The organism is Xanthomonas sp. JL1 (genome assembly GCF_038405005.1).
The window spans coordinates 66620-86748 of record NZ_JBBYGR010000047.1; the positions used below are offsets into that span (position 1 = coordinate 66620).

Genomic DNA, 20129 nt, shown 5'->3' on the forward strand with positions numbered 1-20129 from the left:
ATGCACGGCGCGGCCTGCACTATGCGGCGACCTGCAGTGAAATTTTTATGTCACGCCTACGTTTTTGTCCCGCTTTCGGTCGCAACCTTGCTGCACGGTTGTTGGTTCTATTGATCACCGCGGTGCCCGTGTTTGCCTCCGCGGCGGTACCAACCACTCCGGTGCCGGTCCAACTCACTGTGGCCGACGGTCTTCCGTCCAATACAGTGAACGACTTTGCCGAGGACAAAAACGGCTACCTCTGGCTAGCAACTACCGATGGTCTGGCCAGGTTCGATGGTCGTAGTTACCGCATCTGGCGAATGGAGGACGGGCTGACAGATAACTATGCATGGGCGGTAGGAGTCGATGCCGAAAACAGGCTATGGGTTGGTTTAAATGATGGCGGTGTAGGTGTTATGGATCCTAAACGGCGCGCATTCAAACCACTGGAGAGCGCGCAGTTTCCTGAGCTCAGTCACCTCACAGTGTGGGCGATCGCGCAGACGCCCGATGGCGATCTATGGTTTGGAACATCTAGAAGTGGGCTTTATCGGTTGCGCCCGGATGGCAGCATGCAGCATTTTATGTTTGTGGCAGATGATGCGCATAGTTTGCCGTCTGACCGAGTGAATGAATTACGGGTTACAGCTGAAGGGGCACTTTGGATTGGAAGCAATGGAGGCCTCGCACGATGGAATGGAAGGTCTTTTGATCGTAAGGCGTTGCCAGGAGACAGTCAGTCTTCCAATGGGCTACGCGTTGATCCCAACGGTGGCTTATGGGTTACCGACAGCAATAATCAGCTGTATCGACTGGACTCTGGCGGGAATTTTGCTCCGCATCCTTGGCAGCATGCAAACGACGGCCAGAACGTCATAGGCATGTTGTTGCATGATCGAAGCGGGCACTATTGGCTGGATACGATGTCCGGTCTGGGCATCTCGGAAGGCACGCAGGTCCAGAATGTGCCGATCTACAGCTTGTCGGCACATGGACTGGTCAAGCCGAGTTGGGCAATTGCCTACGAGGATCGCGAAGGTGGCCTGTGGTTTGCCAGTCTCAGTGGTGGGCTTTGGCATCTGCCGCCCAATTGGAGTACTTTTTCGGTGTTGTCGTACCACGTTGACGATCCACAATCGATGGCCAATCCTCTTGTACGAGCAGCGGCAGTATCGGCATCCGGTGGATTATGGATTGCTGGCACGCGCGGCGCGCTAGAACGCCTGGATCCGGTTACCGGCAAGTTGGAACGTCACCTTCGTCCTATCTCAGGGACGCGTTGGCCCAAGCGTCTCCTGGAGAGCGGACGTGGCTACGTCTGGATTGGATTGCCAGAATCTCTGGTGCGTTATGACCCGCGTACCCGACAAAGCAAGCGCTGGCCGCTGTCCACAGAGCACTATGTCGAGGCTGACATGGTGACACCTGACCTCATGGCCTTGGATGCACGCAGTCAGCTTTGGATTTTCTTGAATAAGATGGGCTTCCAGATTCGTGATGAGGAAGGTCGGCTTATTCGTGAAATGGAGCAGGGTAAGCATGGGCTGGATAACTCCAGCGCTTACGATTTAAGGCTGGGTCCCGATGGTCAGATGTGGCTTGCCAGCACGACTGGCCTACAGCACTGGGATCCAAAAGCAGATGCTTTCGTCATGGTGCAAGGCGCGCCTTCCTCAACGAATTATGTGGTCCGTTTCACCGACTCAGGTGTGGTTTGGATCGGACTGATGGGCGAGCTGCGGCGCTATCTCTGGGATGGCACGCGACTTACGCATCTGGACACCATTGGCGGAGCGCAGGATTTCCCCATGGTGGCACCGAACGGGCTTGTAGTCGATGCCGCGGGCGTGGCCTGGGTGTCGAGTGCGCGCGGTCTGATCAGAGTGGACCCCGCTAGCAAAATGGTCCGGATCTACGGTGTGCATGACGGGCTTCCCAATCAAGAATTTCTGGGAGACACGCTTGTCCAAGCAAGGGGTGGGCAGATTCTAGGCGGAACGCCTGATGGTGTTGTGCTGTTTGATCCGGCCAAAATGCGTCCAAGTACGCGCCAGCCACCCCTGTTGATTGAGCGGGTGGGGGTGCGGCGCGGCGAGCGCGGACTGGATGTGACCGGCGTGGAGCCGCTGCGACTGCAGGACGGCGATCGCGATCTGCATATCGTCGCGCGCATGCCGACCTTTACGCATTCGGAGTCAACCAGCTATCGCTTTCGTCTCAGCGGCTACGACCCGGACTGGATCGACGTCGGGCCCAGTGGTGAGCGCTTGTTCTCGCGCCTGCCGGCCGGTCGTTACACGCTGGAAGTGCAGGGGCGCACTGCAGACGGTATCTGGTCGGCAAGTCAGACCTTGCGTTTTCAGCTGTTGCCGGCATGGTGGCTGTCGCCGTGGGGTTTAAGCCTGCTCGCCTTGCTGACGGTGTGCCTGATCGCTGCGGCCACCTTGTTGTACCGCCGTCGGCTGCGTCGCTTGACTGCCTGGCAGCTGGCGGTGCACAAACAGGAAGTAGCCGAGCAGGCGTCGTTGGCAAAGACGCGGTTCCTGGCAACACTCGGCCACGAAGTGCGCACGCCGATGACCGGCGTCCTAGGTATGAGCGAGCTGCTGCTCAAGACGTCGTTGGATATCACGCAGCGCAGTTACACCGAGTCTATCCGCCGCGCGGGTGCGCATCTGCTGCGGCTGGTCAACGATGCGTTGGATCTGGCCCGCATCGAGTCCGGCCGGTTGGAACTGGATCTGCAGCCATTTTCGGTGCGTCAACTCGTGGCCGAAGTCGAAGCGCTGATGGCACCGTTGGCGCAAGAGCGCGGCCTGCGTTTCAGCCTGGAAATCGGGCTGCTCGGCGACATCACCGCCAGCGGTGATTCCACCCGCATCCGGCAGATTTTGCTCAATCTGCTCAATAACGCGATCAAATTCACCGAGCGCGGTGTGGTGGGTTTGAAGTTGACCACGCTCGGTTCCTATCAAGGCCTGCGCTTCGAGGTTGCCGATACAGGCCCTGGCATCAACGCCGAACAGAAAGCGCGATTGTTCCAGCGCTTCGAGCAGGGCGATGGTGCCAGGACCAACTCACGCTACGGCGGCAGTGGGCTGGGGTTGGCGATCTGCCAGGAGCTGGCAATGGCAATGGGCGGGCATATCGAAGTGATCAGCCGGCTTGGTGAGGGGACGCGCTTTGTAGTGGATCTGCCGCTGCACTGGGTCGCCTCCAATGCCCCACTCGACGGCGAGCCAGTGGTTGCCGATACGGCGGTCGAACCGCAGCGCATCCTGTTGGTGGAAGATGATCCGACCATTGCCGAAGTCATCGTTGGCCTGCTGCGCGCGCAGGGTCACTCTGTGGTGCATGCCCCGCATGGCCTGGCGGCGTTGACCGAGGCGGCCGACAACACCTTCGATCTGGCGTTGCTGGATCTGGATCTGCCCGGGCTGGATGGTTTCGCGCTGGCGCGGCAACTGCGCGCCTTCGGCTATGAGATGCCGTTGATCGCCGTGACCGCACGCTCCGATGAGGTCGCCGAGCCGAATGCACAGGACGCCGGCTTCGACAGTTTTCTGCGCAAGCCACTCACCGGCGATATGCTGGCCGACACCATCGCCGAGGCGTTGCGGCGTGCACGCCCACGCAACGCTATCTAGCCGCCATGGAGACGTGACGTTGCGCTACCGCCACTCGGCAACCGCCTCGACTTCCTTGGGATGCGGCCGCGTCTTGGCCAGCTGCCAGAAGATCAACGTCGACGATAAGGTGATGCCGCCTACGTACAAGGAGGTGGCATGCCGCGCTGCGATGGCTCCATGCGTGTCGCCCAGATGCGTATTGAAAGCGGCCAGCAAGCTACGCGCTGCTGCTGTGCCGAAACCGATGACTGACCCATCCCCGATAGCAGGGCCATTAGCAAGTTGAACCGCCCCGGGATTCCCGGAGGCTCCAACTCTTGAGAGGATGGAGTCATGAGCAAAGCAATGACGTATTCGCCAGAGGTTCGTGAGCGAGCGGTGCGGATGGTGTTTGAGCACCAGAAGGATCACACCTTGCAGTGGGCGACGATCGCATCGATCGCCGGGAAGATCGGTTGCACGGCGCAGACACTCTGCAACGAGGTACGGCAGGCCGAGTGCGACCAGGGTCGGCGTGAGGGGCTGAGCACGTCCGAGCGCGAGAAGATGAAGTCGCTGGAGCGCGAGGTGCGGGAGTTGCGGCAGGCCAACGAGATCCTGCGCAAGGCATCAGCGTATCCACCACAGCGACCGTGGCGTGCAATACGTCAGCATCCGTTACAGCGAACGGCTGGTCGAGGCCAGGATCGAACCGTCTGTCGGCAGCGTTGGCGACTGGTATGACAACGCACTGGCTGAGACGATCAACGGCCTGTACAAGGCCGACGTGATCCACCGCAGATCGTGGCGCAATCGCGAGCAGATGGAACTGGCCACGCTGGATTGGGTGCACTGGTACAACGACAAACGCCTGCTGGGGCCGATCGGATACGTCCCGCCAGCGGAAGCCGAAGCGGCTTATGATCGGCAGCAAATCCGTCAGGCTGAGGCGGCCTGACTCAAACCAAACGGCCTCCGACAAAACCGGGGCGGTTCACGGGGCGGTTCATCTTCCTTGGCGCGTTCGCTCTTGGGCGTCTTTCGCCAAGCGTAATAACCCGAACGATTCACCCGCAACACCCGGCACATCGCGCACAGCCTGAATTCCCCGCGATTGGCGTGCATGAAGGCGCACTTTGCCTTTACCCCCTGGCAACGTACGCGGCGGCCTGTTTTAGGATGTCGCGCTCCTCGGTGACGCGGCGCAACCCGGCCTTCAGGCGCCGAACCTCGGCGCGCTGGTCCACCTTGGCGCGCTGCACCACGCCGGGCTTGCCGAACGTGCGCAGCCAGGCGTCCAGGCTGTACGTGGTGACCCCCAGCCGCTCGGCGACTTCTGCCACCTTGAAGCCATGATCGGTCACTTGCCGGACCGCTTCGATCTTGAACGCACCCGTCTACCGCTTGCTGCTTATGGACATCTCCGAATTCCCCATTTTCCATGGCCTTGAGATGTCTATGAAAGCTGGGCGTATCAACACCGTGCACAATCGTTTGTTGCCTCGGCGGAGAACCCTTCCGTCGTTGGAAAAGCTAAGATCGAAACTTGTGTAAAGTCGGAAGTAGCCAATGATCGATCGTCGTACCTTTCTTGCCACGGGCGTGGCGGCGGCCGCTGCTGCCAGCGTCAGTGCATCGGCGGCTCGCATCGCGCAGACGCCGCGCGCCAACGGGCCGGCACCGTGGGGGGCAGTGCCTAGCGCGCGCCAGCTGCGCTGGCATCGGTGGGAGCAATACGCCTTCGTGCATTTTGCGATGAACACCTTCATCGACAAGGAATGGGGCTACGGCGACGAAGATCCGCGCAAATTCGATCCCAGCGATTTTTCGGCCGACCAGATCGTCGCTGCGGCAAAAGCAGGCAATCTCAAGGGGCTGATTTTCACGGCCAAGCACCATGATGGGTTCTGTCTGTGGCCGACACGCTTGACCGAGCACTGCATCCGCAACTCGCCGTACAAGAACGGCAAGGGTGACATTGTCGGGGAGATGGCCGCGGCATGTCGCCGCGCGGGTCTCGCGTTCGGCCTGTACCTCTCGCCCTGGGATCGCAACCATGCCGAGTATGGTCGCCCCGGTTATATCGACTATTTCCGCAAGCAGATCGTCGAGCTCTGCACCGGCTACGGCGACCTGTTCGAGTTCTGGTTCGACGGTGCCAATGGCGGCGACGGCTATTACGGCGGGGCGCGCGAATCGCGCAAGATCGATGCGCCTGCGTACTACAACTGGCCGCGGATGATCGGGCTGGTGCACCAGCATCAGCCGATGGCATGTACCTTCGATCCGCTGGGCGCTGATATCCGCTGGGGCGGCAATGAAGATGGCATCGCCGGCGATCCGTCCTGGCCGACCATGCCCAATGCCCCGTACACCCAGGAAAACGGCAATTCGGGCGTGCGCGGCGGGGCGCTGTGGTGGCCTGCCGAAACCAATACGTCGATCCGCCCGGGCTGGTTCTACCACGCCGATGAAGACGGCAAGGTGCGGAGCCCGGAGAATCTGGTGCGCTATTTCGACACCTCGGTGGCGCGCGGCACCAACATGAATCTCAATCTTCCGCCTGACCGGCGCGGCCGCATTCCCGACCACGACGTGGCGGTGCTGCAGAGTTTCGGCGACGCGATCCGCGCCAGCTTCGCCATCGATCTGGCCAAGGGTGCCAAGGCCACTGCCAGCGCATCGCGTGGCCCTGGGTTCGAGCCGTCGCGCGTACTCGACCGCCAGCCGGACAGCTACTGGTCCACGCCGGACGATGTCACCACGCCGACGCTGACGCTGGAACTGCCGACGGCGCACAGCTTCGATCTGATTCGATTGCGCGAATATCTGCCGCTGGGCGTGCGCGTCACCCGCTTCGCGGTCGAAGCCGAGGTCGATGGGCAATGGCGGCGATTGGCCGAAGCGCAATGCATCGGCGCGCAGCGTATCGTGCGGCTGGATCGCCCGATTGCCGCACGCCGGGTGCGCCTGGTGGTGCTTGAGGCGCCGGTCTGCCCGGCGATCACCGAGTTCGCGCTGTTCCGCGCCGTTGCGCCGGTGCTGGTCGCGCGGCCGACGGCGAATGCGCCGGACGTGCTGTCCACCGCCGGCTGGCGCATCGTCGAGGCGAGCGCGCCAGGGGCGGAAACGTTGCTCGACGACGATGCCAGCACGCTCTGGATCACGCCGGCACCGACGCCGGGCCATCCCGTGCAGGCGACCATCGACCTCGGTGCGCTGCGCAAGGTGGCCGGGTTCAGCCTTACGCCCTCGCGCGCGGTGATGACCGGTGCGGCACCGCCGAAGGGCTATCGCGCCGAGACCAGCGAAGATGGTCAGCACTGGCAACCGGCCGGTGCCGGCGAGCTGTCCAACATCGCCTATGCGCTCTCGACCCAGCGGCTGAATTTCCCCGAGGTCCGCCAGATCCGCTATCTGCGGCTGTCGTTCGCGGAAACGGCGGTGCCCGCCGAGCGGCTGGCGATTGCGGGTATCGGTGCGTTCTCGCGCCTGCGATGAGCGCTTGCGCTCCCGCGCAGCCATGCGCTGCGTGGGAGCGCCGCGCTGAGTGGATGTAGTTTCGCGCGCTGGGATGCGTCTTGCGAAGGGATGAGGAGGGAAATCGCCGCAGTCGCATCACGTGGTGAGCCCGAATCTTCCACTCCCCTGCACGCCGCCGTTGCAGATGAGGCGCTATGGTGCGCGGCGCATTGCGCAGGCGACTGGGTTGGATATGGAACAGAAACAACACGAGTGGATGCAGGCCGTGACCGAGGCGCTCAGCGATCTGCTGGCCGCGCGTGTGGCACAGGCGACGCTGCTGGAGGCGATGCTGGTTTCGCATCCGGATCCGGTGATGCTCAGGAAGGCGTGGGATGAACTGTCGTCCCAGCGCATCGCCTATGTGGCGCAGAACAAAGCGCTGGCCGACGACCCGCGCCCGATGGATGCGCAGACGTTGGAGCAATTCCGCGCGTGGGATGAAAAGCTCCACCGCTATTTTCCGCGCGATCCGGCTGCGGGAAATCGCGAGACGTGAGGCTGGCCATCACGCCAGCGGCAGGGAGTTGTTGGCTGATAAAGACCTGCCGACCATGTCCTAGCTGAAGCCCTGGCCGCGATCGTCCAACAAGCATGCGCTGCGCCGTGCTCTTTAGTTTTCCCGGAACATGCCGACGGATTGCCTGCGGCTGACTGTGCCATCGGTACGCTGCCAAGGCCGAACCGGCCCCGGCAGCGCCGCAGTCTCCATCGCAACACGTAGCGACTGCCACACTTCAACCCACCGATGCGCGCGCTTTAACGGACGCTGCAGGCAGGCGTAGCTTGGCCGAGGTCAGCCTAGGTGCGGTCGCCTGCAGCACGATATCGCCGCTGTTGCGCGTGGTCTGCAACAGCGCCGCACACAGGCCGTTGAATGCCTTGCGCTGTGGTGCCTTGTCGTCTTCGTGGCTGCTGGGGTCGCCGTTGCCGACGCCGATCAGCCGGGCAGGGCCGCGCGACGCGAACTGCACCTGGTTGTCGGCCGTTGGTACCAGACGGCCTTGTGCGTCGACGATTGCCACCTTCGCCACTGCGACATCTTCGGCATTGGCGCGCAGGGTGGTGCGGTCGCAGCTGAGGTGGATCGCGGCCGGCTTGCCTGTGGTTTCGCGGCGCTCGCTGAGCACCAGCTTGCCGCCGCGATAGCCGCGTGCTTCGATTGCGCTGGGTGCGTAGACCACACGCCATGCGACATGGCCGTAAGCCGGCACTTGCTGCATGCCTTGGCTGACGCCGTTGACCAGCAGTTCTACCGCTTTGAGATTGCTGTGGCACCAGACGTCGATCCGGCCGTTGTCGTCCGGCTGCAGCAGGCCGTCCCAGTTCCAGTGACCGGTTCGCTGTTCCATTGCGCGCGGTAGCAGCAGTAGTTGTCTTTCGGAAACCCGCAGCGATCGAGCACGCCGAATTGCGACGCCACATTCGGCCAGCGGTTGTAGGGCGTGGGTTCGCCGCGATAGTCGAAGCCGGTCCAGATGAAGCCGCCGGCGATGTACGGGCGCTGCGCAACATGGCTTCACCAGGCTTCGGCGGTGCCGGCCCACCAGGGGTGGTCCAGGTCGTAGGCGCGGGTGTCGCCGCGTTTGTCGTCGCGCTGATAGTTGCCGCGCACCGACACGGTGCTGCCGGTTTCGCTGCCGTAGATCGGGATGTTGGGGTATTGCGCGTGGAAGCCATCCATCTGGCCGGTGCGGTAGTTGAAACCGACCACATGCGCCACCTGACCGACGCCATCGCCGAAGCCCTTGTCCATGGCGAAGGGCGTGGGGCGGGTGGGGTCGAGTTGGCGCACGCGTTGTTGCATGCGGGTAACGATGCGTGCACCGCGCTCGGTCACCTGCTGCGGCTCTTCGTTGCCGAGCGACCACAGGATGACGCAGGGATGATTGCGGCCGCGCCGCACCATGGTTTCCAGCTCGCCCATCGCATCGGGGTCGGTGATGCTGGGCCAGGCCTTGGGAATCAGCTGTTGTTCGCCATCGGCCCAATCCTCGCAATAGTGCAGATCCAGCAGCACCTGCATGCCGTGCGCGCGTGCATGCGCAATGGTTTTTTTGACATCGGACAGGTCGCTGTACTTGGTCCAGCGCGCATCGTTCCACAAGCGCACGCGCACCAGATTGGCGCGGTGTGCGTGGAAGAGTTCGAATGGATCTTTGACCACACCGTTCTCGCAGTACTGCACGCCGCATTTTTCCATCTCGTTGACGTAGGGCAGGTCCGCGCCGAGATACAGCGTGGCCAGGGCCGGGGTGGCGTGTGCGAAGGTGAAAATGGCCAACGCCAGTAGCGTGGGCGTCCAGAGACGGCGTGGTGAACGCATGCAATTCCTCGACAGAGACAACGTGGAGCGGGGGACGGCATGCCGCAGGCGGCGGCGCTGCTGCGCGGCCGCTGTGCAGAATCCAAACGTGGCTTGCACATTGGATGCCACGCCACGGCTGCGGTGTGATGCAGGTGTGTTGCGATCAGGTTGGCCGCGCAGAAACCTGCGCAGCCGATCGAACACGTGGAGGGCTAAGCAATCCGTCGCGCGCAGTGCTCGTGCGCGCTGCGCTTAAAACTTGTACGTCGCCTCCAACTGGTAACGGCGGCCGAACACCTGGTAGCCGCCATCGTCCTGATTGGCCAGACGGTTGGGCGTGTTGTCGGTGTAGGCGCGCAGCGGATCGTTGGTGAGATTGCTGGCCTGAAAGCGGAAGCCGAGCTGCTTGCTGTACTGCCAGGTCAAGCTCAGATCCACCGTGCCTTCGCTCTGCAGGCGCGCCAGCCGTGCGGCATTCCAGCCGTACACCACCGTGTAGGGGCTGTGGTACTTGTGGCCCACGCGCGCTTCGAAAGTGCCGGTCTTGCGTGCCAGCCCGCTCAACGGTAGCGGGTTGTCTTCCGGCGAGAATTTCTTGAGGTTGGAATTTACCAGCGAATAGTTCGAGTAGACGCCGAAATTTTCCATGTGCGCGATGAAGTAGAACGGCGTCTGCAAGGTGAGTTCCACGCCGTTGATGTCGCCGCCGCCATTGAACGGCGCGCTGACCAGATAATCCAGGCCGTTGATCACTTCGCGGTCGGTGCGGTAGCCGATGCTCGAATCCACTTCCTTGCGATACACGGCCAGTGCGGCGAGCGCTTCGGTGTGGAAATACCACTCGTACGAGACAGCGACCTGGGTGGCCTTGAACGGATCCAACTGCGGGTTGCCGCCGCTGCCAGTGAGCTGGCCGACGGTGACGGTGGGGTCGTCCAGGCGACGGCCGGTGCGCAGTTCGTCCAGCGGCGGACGCGCGGTGACCTTGGCCACTGCAACGCGCAGGATGCGCTGGTCGTCGGTCAGGAAGTTGAGCGTGGCGCTGGGCAGTACGTCGGTGTATGCCTTGCTGTCGCTGCTGGGCGGCACGGTGCCGCCGACCGAATCGAAGCCGTTGCTGCTGGTCTTGGTGTTGACCAGACGTACGCCGACATTACCCGTGGCATCGGTGCCGAACAGCTGCGAGCTGAAGACTGCCTTGGCGAAGGCTTCGCGCACGCTCGGTGGGGAACACCTCCCAGCGCACCGCGCGATTGGGCTCGGACGAGGCGATTTCGCGCCCGTTGACGGTACCCATGGTCATGCGCGGGCCCAGGCCGCGCACGGTGACCAGGCTCTCGTTGCCGCGATCTCGGGTGCCGTTGACGCCGGGCAGGCGCACCAGTGCCGCGGCTACGGTGACGTTGGGCATCTGACCCATGTTGTCCGCTGAGATCACTTCCATGACCTGGTCGGACATCTGCTTGGCTTGCACGGCCTGATGGAGGCTGGCGCGCTGGCCGATCACGGCGATGTTGTCCAACGTGACCGGCGCCTGGCTGTGGCTGGCGGCGCTGCTGGTGTCGTTGGCCGGCGGTGCGGCGGGTGCAGTGTCCTGCGCGTGCGCGCTGAACGCAGTGGCCAGCATGCAGGCGATGGTGGTGCAGAGAACCTCGCGCACGGGCGTACGGCGCGCAGGCCGGCTGGCCGAGCGGCCGGTGTGGTGAACAGGCATCGGTTGATCGCTCCCAGGACAACTGACCAGATGGTGGCTGATGGTGCGGCCAGCCGCATGGAGAAAGGGTCTTGCGCGCCTGCGTGGGTGTGGCGAGTGATGCGGTGCTGCGCGATGGGCGTTGTGTGTTCGTCTGCGTGGCGCCGCAAGCGCGATGCACGGCGCTGGCGTCGATGTGTCCGCTTCAGGGTAGAAGCACAAGTCATTCCATTCCAATGAAGCATTTTGCGGCAGCTATCCCGGCTTGGAATGCCGCGCTGCGGCAATGACGCGGGCTGCGCACAGTGGTGTGGCACGTCAATCCCGACGCCTCCCTCCCCACTGCCTGGCAAGACGCTAGCGCGCGCTCGTCGGCAGGCGCGGCAGCGCAGGAAACGCGCGCTGCACGCAGGTGCTGCGCGCGCACGTCAGGCAGCCCGGACCGATCGGTACCGCATCGTCGACCGCGTTGAGATCCCAACCGCGCGCATACACCAGTTGATCGGCGTGACGCAGGTCGCAGCCCATTGCCAGGGCAAACGTCTTGCGCGGGCGGCCATATCCGGGAGGGCCGCTGCTGACCTGGCGGGCCAGCCAGAAATAGCGCCGGCCATCGGGCATGCGCGCGATCTGGGTGAGGATGCGATCAGGCTGGTTGAACGCTTCGTACACGATCCACAACGGGCAGGCGCCGCCGACATGCGAGAAATGGAAATCGGTTGCCGAATGACGCTTGGACACGTTGCCGGCGCGGTCCACCCGCATGAAAAAGATCGGCAAGCCGGCTGCTCCACGCCGCTGCAAGGTGCTGAGCCGGTGACACACCGCTTCGAAACCCACATCGAAGCGATCGGCCAACCATTCGATGTCGTAGCGTGAGGTCTGCGCGCTGTGCAGGAACGCGCTGTAGGGCATTACCAGCGCGCCGGCGAAATAGTTCGACAGGCCAATCCGCGACAGCGCGATGCGCTCGGCGTCTTCGAAACCGGCGTCGGCAATCCGCGCGTCCAGCAGCGGCGCGCATTCCAGCAATGCCAGCTGTGCGGCCATCTGGAACGCCTGCTGGCCCGGCCGCAAGTGTGCCGCCAGCCATAGCACACGCGCTTGCGCATCCATGCTGCGCTTGTCGCGGTGCAGGTCGGCGGCGTCCTGCACCAGCAGGCCATGACGATCGGCAAGGCGTTGGCGCAGCCGTAGCGGTAGATTTTCCGGGGTCAATCCAAGTTCGGCGTAGAGCGCTTCGGCGCGCTCGTCCAGTTCGGGCAGATAGTTGTGCGCGCGGTTGAAGTAGTCGCGCACCTGTTCGCCGGGCGACAGCGATGGCACCGCCACGTGCTCGACCCCGATCTGCAATTCCAGCGCAGCGTTGCGTTCGAGCAGATGCTGATGCGCGCGGTGCAGGTCCAGCAGCGCCTGCGCCACCTGCGGCAGGTTGCCGGTGAGTGCGCGCAGTTCGGCGGGTAGCAGCGTGTGGCCCAGGCTGCGCAGCGATTGGTCCAGCGGCTCGACCAATGCGGCCGGGTCGTCCAGATCCAGCAGGCCGTCCAGGTCGCCCAGCGTGGCTTTGAGCCGCTGCTGGATGGCCAGCGTGAGCGGGCGCTGATTGCGCTCGATCTGGTTGAGATAGCTCGGCGACAGTTCGAGTCGGCGCGCCAGCTCGGCTTGGGTCAGGCCGTGGCGCTGGCGCAGCCGCTGCAGGCGCAGCCCGAGCTGGTGGCGGAGTTGAGCGTGCGACTGAGGCATTCGCAAGATTCGCAAAATTGTGGCGCCAGCTTAGCGCGATTAAGCAAGCGGAGGCTGGGAATGCCCGGGCGGGATGCGAACAATGCGAAGCGATGGCCCGAAACGGCCACAAGTCCTTCTTGAATAGCGAGCCCTGCAATGCGCGAATCCGTCCCCCGCGTGTCCTTGTTGATCGATGGCGAGTTGGTGGTGTCCGCCGGCACGCACTGGCAGGACGTGGTCAACCCGGCCGATCAATCGGTGCTGGCCCAGGTGCCATTTGCCACCGCCGACGAAGTGGCCGCGGCAGTGGCCGCAGCCAGCCGCGCTTTCGTCACGTGGCGCAAGACGCCGATCGGCACGCGTGCGCGCATTTTTCTCAAGTACCAGCAGCTGATCCGCGAACACATGCCCGAACTGGCCGCGCTGCTCAGCGCCGAGCAAGGCAAGACCCTGGCCGATGCCGAAGGCGATGTGTTCCGCGGTCTGGAAGTGGTGGAGCACGCCGCGGCGATCGGCAATCTGCAGCTGGGCGAGCTGGCCAACAACGTCGCCAACGGCGTGGACACCTACAGCCTGCTGCAGCCGCTGGGTGTGTGCGCCGGCATTACCCCGTTCAACTTCCCGGCGATGATTCCGCTGTGGATGTTTCCGATGGCGATCGCCACCGGCAACACCTTCGTGCTCAAGCCCTCCGAGCAAGACCCGATGGTGACCATGCGCTTGGTCGAACTCGCCCTGGAAGCCGGCATTCCCAAGGGCGTACTCAACGTCGTGCACGGCGGCGAGGACGTGGTCAACGCACTGTGCGATCACCCCGATATCAAGGCGCTGTCGTTCGTGGGCTCCACCAAGGTCGGCACGCACGTGTATCAACGCGCCTCGCTGGCCGGCAAGCGCGTGCAATGCATGATGGGCGCCAAGAATCACGCCGTGGTGCTGCCGGATGCCAATCGCGGGCAGACCCTCAATGCGATGGTCGGCGCCGCGTTCGGTGCCGCCGGGCAGCGCTGCATGGCGGCCTCCACGCTGGTGCTGGTCGGTGACGCGCGCGCGTGGATTCCGGAGCTGGTGGCCAAGGCCAAACGTTTGAAGATCGGCGCCGGCAATGCGCCCGGCACCGAAGTGGGTCCGCTGATTTCCTGCGCCGCACGCGCGCGGGTGGAAGCCTTGATCGCCTCCGGTGTGGAGCAGGGCGCCATGTTGGAACTGGATGGCCGCGCGCCCCAGGTGCCGGGGTTCGAGCAAGGCAACTTCGTCGGGCCGACCATTTTTTCCGGCGTCACACCCGGCATGCGGATCTACGACGAAGAAATCTTCGGGCCGGTGCTGGTGATTCTGGAAGCCGCCACGCTGGACGAGGCCATCGCCTTGATCAACGCCAATCCCAATGGCAATGGCACGGCGTTGTTTACCCAATCCGGTGCGGCTGCGCGGCGTTTCCAGGAAGACATCGATGTGGGCCAGGTCGGCATCAACGTGCCGATTCCAGTGCCGGTGCCGCTGTTCTCCTTCACTGGTTCGCGTGCCTCCAAGCTCGGCGACCTGGGTCCGTACGGCAAGCAGGTGGTGATGTTCTACACCCAGACCAAGACCGTGACCGCGCGCTGGTTCGACGACGAGACGCTGGGCCATGGCGTCAACACCACCATCTCCCTCAAGTGACCCGATCGCCATGAACGCAGCCATCCAGCTCTATCCCAACGCGGCCGATTTGAACGAAGAGCAGCAAGCCTTTCGCGCCGCCGCCCGCGATTTTGCCGATAAGGAACTCGCCCCGCACGCGGCGCAGTGGGACGCAGAAGGTCACTTCCCGCGCGAGGCGATCGCCAAGGCCGCAGCGTTGGGCTTTTGCGGGCTTTACACCGACCACGGCGTGGGCGGCCTGGGCATGCGCCGGCTCGATGCGGCGGTGGTGTTCGAAGAGCTTGCCACGGTGGATCCATCCACCTCGGCCTTCATCAGCATCCACAACATGGTCACCTGGTTTATTGCCAGCTACGGCACCGATGCGGTGCGCGCGCAGTGGGGCGAGGCGATGACCAGCGGTGCCAAACTCGGCTCCTACTGCCTGACCGAACCGGGCAGCGGCTCGGACGCAGCATCGTTGAAATCCCGTGCGCAGCGCGATGGCGACAGCTACGTGCTCAACGGCAGCAAGGCCTTCATCTCCGGTGCCGGCGCGACCGATGTGCTGGTGGTGATGGCACGCACCGGCGAAGACGGCGCACGCGGCATCAGCGCGTTCGCGGTGCCGGCCGATGCCCCCGGCATCAGCTATGGCCGCAAGGAAGAAAAGATGGGCTGGAACAGCCAGCCCACGCGCGGTGTGACCTTAGAAAACGTGCGCATTCCTGCCGAGAACCTGCTTGGCAAGGAAGGCGAAGGTTTCAAGATGGCGATGAAGGCGCTGGATGGTGGACGCATCAATATCGCCGCGTGTTCGTTGGGCGCAGCGCAAGGCGCGCTGGATGCCGCGCGGCGCTACATGGGCGAGCGCCGCCAGTTCGGTAAGACGCTGGCCGATTTCCAGGCCCTGCAGTTCAAGCTGGCCGATATGGCCACGCAACTGGTGGCCGCGCGGCAGATGGTGCACACCGCTGCACGCAAGCTCGATGCCGGCAGCCACGATGCCACCGTGTGGTGTGCGATGGCCAAGCGCTTCGCCACCGATGCAGGCTTTGCCATCTGCGACGATGCCTTGCAGATCCACGGCGGCTACGGCTATATCCGCGAGTATCCAATCGAGCGCTTGCTGCGCGACAGCCGCGTGCACCGCATTCTGGAAGGTACCAACGAGGTGATGCGCATGATCGTGGCGCGTCATCTGCTCAATGGCGAGGAGGAACTGCGATGAGCGATTGGGAACAGGGCGTCCATACCGGTCTGCAGGTCGAGCGCGATGGTCACGTGGCCATCGTGACCTTGAGCAACCCACCGGCCAACACCTGGACCGTGCACAGCCTGGCGGCTCTGCGCGATTTGGTGCGCGCACTGGATGCAGATCGCAGCATCTACGCCTTGGTGATCAGCGGCGAGGGCGAGAAATTCTTCAGCGCCGGTGCCGATCTCAAGCAGTTCGCCGATGGCGACAAGGCCAACGCACGCGAGGCCGCGCGCCGGTTTGGCGAAGCTTTCGAAGCCTTGAGTGCGTTTCGCGGCGTGTCGATCGCTGCAATCAACGGCTATGCGATGGGGGGCGGGCTGGAGTGCGCATTGGCCTGCGATCTACGCATCGCCGAGCAGCAAGCACATCTTGCGTTGCCCGAAGCCAGTGTTGGTCTGCTGCCATGTGCAGGCGGTACCCAGAATCTGCCGCGCGTGGTCGGCGAAGGTTGGGCCAAGCGCATGATCCTGCTCGGTGAGCGTGTTGATGCTGCCACCGCGCAGCGCATCGGGTTGGTGGAAGAGGTGGTTGGCAAGGGCGAGTCGCGCGCCTTGGCGATTGCCTGGGCGCAGCGCGCCGGTAAACAGAGCCCAATCAGCGTGTCGGCGTGCAAGCAGCTGGTGCAGTCCACGCGCCATGGCACGCACGCAGCCGCGCTGATTGCCGAGCGCGAAGCATTTGTGGATCTATTCGAACACGTCGATCAGGCCGAAGGCGTGGCCGTATTTCTGGAGAAGCGCGCGCCGCAGTGGAGTAACCACTGATGGCGCACGTCAGCGCAACCGGCGACGCACCGGTGCTGTTCGAGCAGCGCACCTGTGCCGATGGACATCGCATCGGTATCGCCACCTTGAATGCGCCCAAGACGCTCAATGGCCTGTCGTTGCAGATGACGCGGCTACTGGATGCGCAATTGCGCGCTTGGGCCGAGGATGCGCAGATCGCGTGTGTGGTGTTGCGCGGCGGCGGTGAAAAGGCGTTCTGCGCTGGCGGCGATCTGCATGGCCTGTACCAGAGCATGCATGCGCATCGCGATGCGGTGCCCGACAGTGCAGCGCGCCGCGCAGCGCCGCAGGCCAATGCGCATGCCGCGGCGTTCTTCGAAGAGGAATACCGGCTCGACCATCGCATCCACACGTATCCGAAGCCCCTGCTGTGCTGGGGCCACGGCATCGTGATGGGCGGTGGCATCGGCTTGATGTCCGGTGCCAGCCATCGTGTGGTCACCGAGCGCTCGCGCCTGGCCATGCCGGAAATCAGCGTCGGCTTGTTCCCGGATGTGGGGGGAAGTTGGTTGTTGCGCCGTGTGCCGCGGGGCGCCGGCCTGTTTCTGGCGCTGACTGGCGCGCCGCTGGATACCAGCGATGCGGTTTATGCAGGGCTCGCCGACGTGCGCCTGGAGCATGCGCAGTACGCAGCGGTGCTGGATGCGCTAAGTGCGCACGCCTGGGCAGGCAATGCCGACGACGACCGCACCCAACTCAGTGCATTCCTGCATGGCATCGCGCAACCCACCGAGCCGGGCCCGCTACAAATCCACGCACCGTTGATCGAACAGTGGGTGGCTGGCGAATCGCTGGAACACGTTGTCGCTGCAATTCTGGCGCTGCAAAGCGAAGACAGCTGGTTGCAGGCTGCACGTGCCACCTTGGCCGCGGGTGCTCCGGGGTCTGCGCGCCTGGCCTGGGAGCTGCATCGCCATGCGGGCACCACGACGCTGGCCGACACCTTCCGTACCGAATACGTGGTCGCATTGCATGCGGCGGCACACGGCGATTTTGCCGAAGGCATCCGCGCGCTGTTGATCGACAAGGATCGTCAACCGCACTGGCAACCGGCGTCGCTGGAAGCAGCCGATGCGCAGTGGGCCGCCGATTTCTTCGTTGTGCCCTGGTCGGCTGCACAGCATCCGCTTGCCGATCTGGGCAGCAGTTGAGGCCGGTGCGCGCCGAGTGGCTGGCAATGTGATGGGCACTGCAAGTGCGTATAAGCGCGGCGCTCGCTCTGTCCGAACACTGCAGTCGCACTGGAAGCTGCGCGTGGATCGCTCCGCCAGCGCGTGACAACCAAACAATCTGTTGAAGATCGTCCTGATCTGGAAACCGACACCATGAGCAATATCGCGTTTATCGGCCTGGGCAATATGGGCGGGCCAATGGCTGCCAATCTGATCAAGGCCGGGCATCAGCTGCGGGCATTCGATCTGGCACCGGCTGCCCTGGACGCTGCAACAGCGGCCGGTGCGCATGCCGCCAGCTCCGCGCAGGACACGCTGGCCGATGCCGAAATCGTGATCTCGATGCTGCCTGCGAGCCGCCACGTCGAAGGCTTGTACCTGGGCGACTCCGGCATCCTGGCGCAGATTCCGCACGGTGCGCTGGTCATCGACTGCAGCACCATCGCACCCCTGTCTGCGCGCAAGGTGGCCGATGCGGCCACGGCGCGTGGCCTGACAATGTTGGACGCCCCGGTCTCCGGCGGCACCGCCGGTGCTGCAGCCGGCACCCTGACCTTCATCGTCGGCGGCGCTGCCGAGGTGCTGGAGCGCGCGCGTCCGGTGCTGCAGGCCATGGGCAAGAACATTTTCCACGTCGGCGACAACGGGGCAGGGCAGGTCGCCAAGCTCTGCAACAACATGGCCCTGGGCGTGATCATGGCCGCCACCGGCGAAGCGCTGGCGCTCGGCGTCGCGCAAGGCTTGGACCCTGCAGTGCTGTCGCAGATGATGGCGGTCAGCACCGGGCGCAGTTGGGCCACCGAAGTGTGCAATCCCTGGCCCGGCGTGCTGCCCAATGCCCCGGCATCGCGCGGCTACAGCGGTGGCTTCGGCAACGACTTGATGCTCAAGGATCTGGGGTTGGTCGCCGAGTCGGCGGTACAGGCCGGTGTCTCGATTCCGCTCGGTGAGCTGGCGCGCAACCTGTACGCAATGAACAGCCAGGCTGGCAACGGGGCGCTGGATTTTTCCAGCGTGGTCAAGCTGGTCGCCAAGGTCTGAGTCGCGAACTGGGTCGCGTCGCGCATCCATCGTTGAGCGGTGCGGATGGTGGAGAAGCGCTGAAACCTTTGCGTGCGCTTCATCAACTGCACCCACCGCGCCCGCACCGAAGCGCTGCTGCTGCGCTTTGCCGGCCAACCGCATGACGCGTGTGATGTGATGTCATCACATGCAGGTGTAATAGTCTCCGCCATCGCGTGCGGCTAAGGTGCGCGCATCGCACGAGACGACGACCTCCATGGGACACGACCACAACCACGCACCCAGCGAAATTCGCCATGAAACACCCTTGTGGTGGGCGCTGGGCCTGACCGCCACGTTCCTGTTGGCAGAGATCATCGGCGCGTTCGTGACCAACAGCCTGGCGCTGTTGTCCGACGCCGCCCATATGGCCACCGACACCGTCGGCCTGATGATCGCGTTGGTCGCGGTGCGCTTGAGCCGTCGCCCGGCTGACGCGCGTCGCACGTATGGCTATGTGCGGCTCGAAGCGCTCGGCGCGTTGGCCAATGGCGCGCTGCTGTTCGCAGTGGGCGGCTACATCCTGTGGGAGGCCGCGCAGCGCGTTCGCGCCCCGCAGGACATTGCGTATGGCGGCATGCTGCTGATCGCCGGCTTCGGCCTGGTGATCAATCTGATCGCAATGAAGCTGCTGCATGCCGGCAGCGGCGAAAGCCTCAACGTCAAAGGCGCCTATCTGGAGGTCTGGAGCGACATGCTCGGATCGATGGCGGTGATCATCGGTGCCTTGCTGATCCACTGGACCAGCTGGCAGTGGATCGACCCGGTGCTGGCCGTGCTGATCGGCCTGTGGGTATTGCCGCGCACCTGGGTGCTGCTGCGCGAGGCGATCAACGTGTTGCTCGAGGGCGTGCCCAAGGGTATCGATCTGGCCCAGGTGCAGCAGGCACTCACCAGCCATCCCGGCGTCGAAGACGTGCACGACCTACACGTCTGGGCGCTGGCCTCCAGCACCCCTGCGCTCACCGCGCACATTGTCGTCAACGAGGCAACCGACCGCGACCGCCTGCGCGACGCGCTCGCCACCCTGCTGCACGACCGCTTCGACATCGTCCATGTCACCCTGCAGGTGGAAAGCGGCGACTGCGGCACCGAGCCTTGCGGCACACCAAAGCCCGCTGCAGACGCTGGCCATGACGCGCATCATGGGCACAGTCATGCGCATGGGCACTCCCATCATTAACCTCTGGTGGGAGCAGGTCGGCGGGGCATCGAATTAGCGCGTTTCGACCTGCACCATCAACAGGAAGCGGGAGGCCCTGGCGCGACATATCCAGATCGATGTCGACTGCGCAGTAATGGTTGCCAGCATCTAAAAGATGCCGCCCTGCCGCAAAAAGAAGGCCGCCAACGGCAGCCTTCTTGCATATCAAACGCTGTCGATAGCT

General features: G+C 63.8%; 10 protein-coding genes and 6 pseudogenes. 10 read left to right on the top strand and 6 right to left on the bottom strand.

All coding sequences use genetic code 11. The features are described from left to right. Window positions 1–47 precede the first annotated feature (47 nt). A complete protein-coding gene (locus tag WJW29_RS11080) occupies window positions 48–3629 on the top strand; it encodes an ATP-binding protein (protein ID WP_094187730.1) in 3582 nt (1193 codons plus the stop codon). Between the two features lie 24 nt (window positions 3630–3653). Here the strand turns inward: WJW29_RS11080 and WJW29_RS11085 are convergent. After that, window positions 3654–3854: pseudogene (locus WJW29_RS11085) on the bottom strand (MFS transporter); the annotation flags it as partial. Between the two features lie 90 nt (window positions 3855–3944). Here WJW29_RS11085 and WJW29_RS11090 point away from each other — a divergent pair. Further along, window positions 3945–4548: pseudogene (locus tag WJW29_RS11090) on the top strand (integrase core domain-containing protein). Between the two features lie 47 nt (window positions 4549–4595). Here WJW29_RS11090 and WJW29_RS11095 read toward each other — a convergent pair. After that, window positions 4596–4972 (bottom strand): annotated as a pseudogene (locus tag WJW29_RS11095) (transposase); the annotation flags it as partial. A 187-nt stretch (window positions 4973–5159) separates the two neighbouring features. Between WJW29_RS11095 and WJW29_RS11100 the strand changes: the two are divergent. Then, a complete protein-coding gene (locus WJW29_RS11100; RefSeq protein ID WP_011258585.1) occupies window positions 5160–7091 on the top strand; it encodes an alpha-L-fucosidase in 1932 nt (643 codons plus the stop codon). 166 nt (window positions 7092–7257) lie between these two features. Continuing rightward, the gene (locus tag WJW29_RS11105; RefSeq protein ID WP_011408237.1) at window positions 7258–7611 is read left to right on the top strand and encodes a hypothetical protein; all 354 of its coding nucleotides are present in this window, start codon (window positions 7258–7260) and stop codon (window positions 7609–7611) included. 238 nt (window positions 7612–7849) lie between these two features. Here WJW29_RS11105 and WJW29_RS11110 read toward each other — a convergent pair. The 4 genes and pseudogenes from WJW29_RS11110 to WJW29_RS11125 form a co-directional block, all read right to left on the bottom strand. Next, a pseudogene (locus WJW29_RS11110) lies at window positions 7850–9054 on the bottom strand (DUF4982 domain-containing protein); the annotation flags it as partial. Then, window positions 9049–9438, bottom strand: a pseudogene (locus WJW29_RS11115) (glycosyl hydrolase 53 family protein); the annotation flags it as partial. The pseudogenes WJW29_RS11115 and WJW29_RS11110, both read right to left, overlap by 6 nt. A gap of 234 nt (window positions 9439–9672) precedes the next feature. Beyond that, window positions 9673–11134, bottom strand: a pseudogene (locus tag WJW29_RS11120) (TonB-dependent receptor). Between the two features lie 336 nt (window positions 11135–11470). Beyond that, the gene (locus WJW29_RS11125; protein ID WP_011258588.1) at window positions 11471–12856 is read right to left on the bottom strand and encodes a short-chain fatty acyl-CoA regulator family protein; all 1386 of its coding nucleotides are present in this window, start codon (window positions 12854–12856) and stop codon (window positions 11471–11473) included. 138 nt (window positions 12857–12994) lie between these two features. Between WJW29_RS11125 and WJW29_RS11130 the strand changes: the two genes are divergently transcribed. The 6 genes from WJW29_RS11130 to WJW29_RS11155 all read left to right on the top strand — a co-directional run bounded on the left by WJW29_RS11130 (window position 12995) and on the right by WJW29_RS11155 (window position 19924). After that, window positions 12995–14500 carry a CoA-acylating methylmalonate-semialdehyde dehydrogenase gene (locus WJW29_RS11130; protein WP_011258589.1) on the top strand — a complete coding sequence of 502 codons (1506 nt, stop codon included), beginning with the start codon at window positions 12995–12997 and terminating at the stop codon, window positions 14498–14500. Window positions 14501–14510: 10 nt separating this feature from the next. After that, entirely contained in the window at window positions 14511–15692 is a 1182-nt protein-coding gene (locus WJW29_RS11135; RefSeq protein ID WP_041182076.1) for an acyl-CoA dehydrogenase family protein, read from the top strand. Continuing rightward, window positions 15689–16486: an enoyl-CoA hydratase gene (locus WJW29_RS11140; protein WP_113186835.1), complete on the top strand. Its 798-nt coding sequence runs from the start codon at window positions 15689–15691 to the stop codon at window positions 16484–16486. The genes WJW29_RS11135 and WJW29_RS11140 overlap by 4 nt, the downstream gene beginning before the upstream one ends. Next, window positions 16486–17658, top strand: a complete 1173-nt coding sequence (locus tag WJW29_RS11145; protein WP_011258592.1) for an enoyl-CoA hydratase/isomerase family protein — start codon at window positions 16486–16488, stop codon at window positions 17656–17658. The genes WJW29_RS11140 and WJW29_RS11145 overlap by 1 nt, the downstream gene beginning before the upstream one ends. A 159-nt stretch (window positions 17659–17817) precedes the next feature. Continuing rightward, window positions 17818–18720: a 3-hydroxyisobutyrate dehydrogenase gene (gene mmsB, locus WJW29_RS11150; protein WP_027703337.1), complete on the top strand. Its 903-nt coding sequence runs from the start codon at window positions 17818–17820 to the stop codon at window positions 18718–18720. A 238-nt stretch (window positions 18721–18958) separates the two neighbouring features. Beyond that, on the top strand, window positions 18959–19924 hold the full coding sequence (locus tag WJW29_RS11155) for a cation diffusion facilitator family transporter (RefSeq protein WP_011408247.1): 966 nt from the start codon (window positions 18959–18961) through the stop codon (window positions 19922–19924). Window positions 19925–20129: the final 205 nt, after the last annotated feature.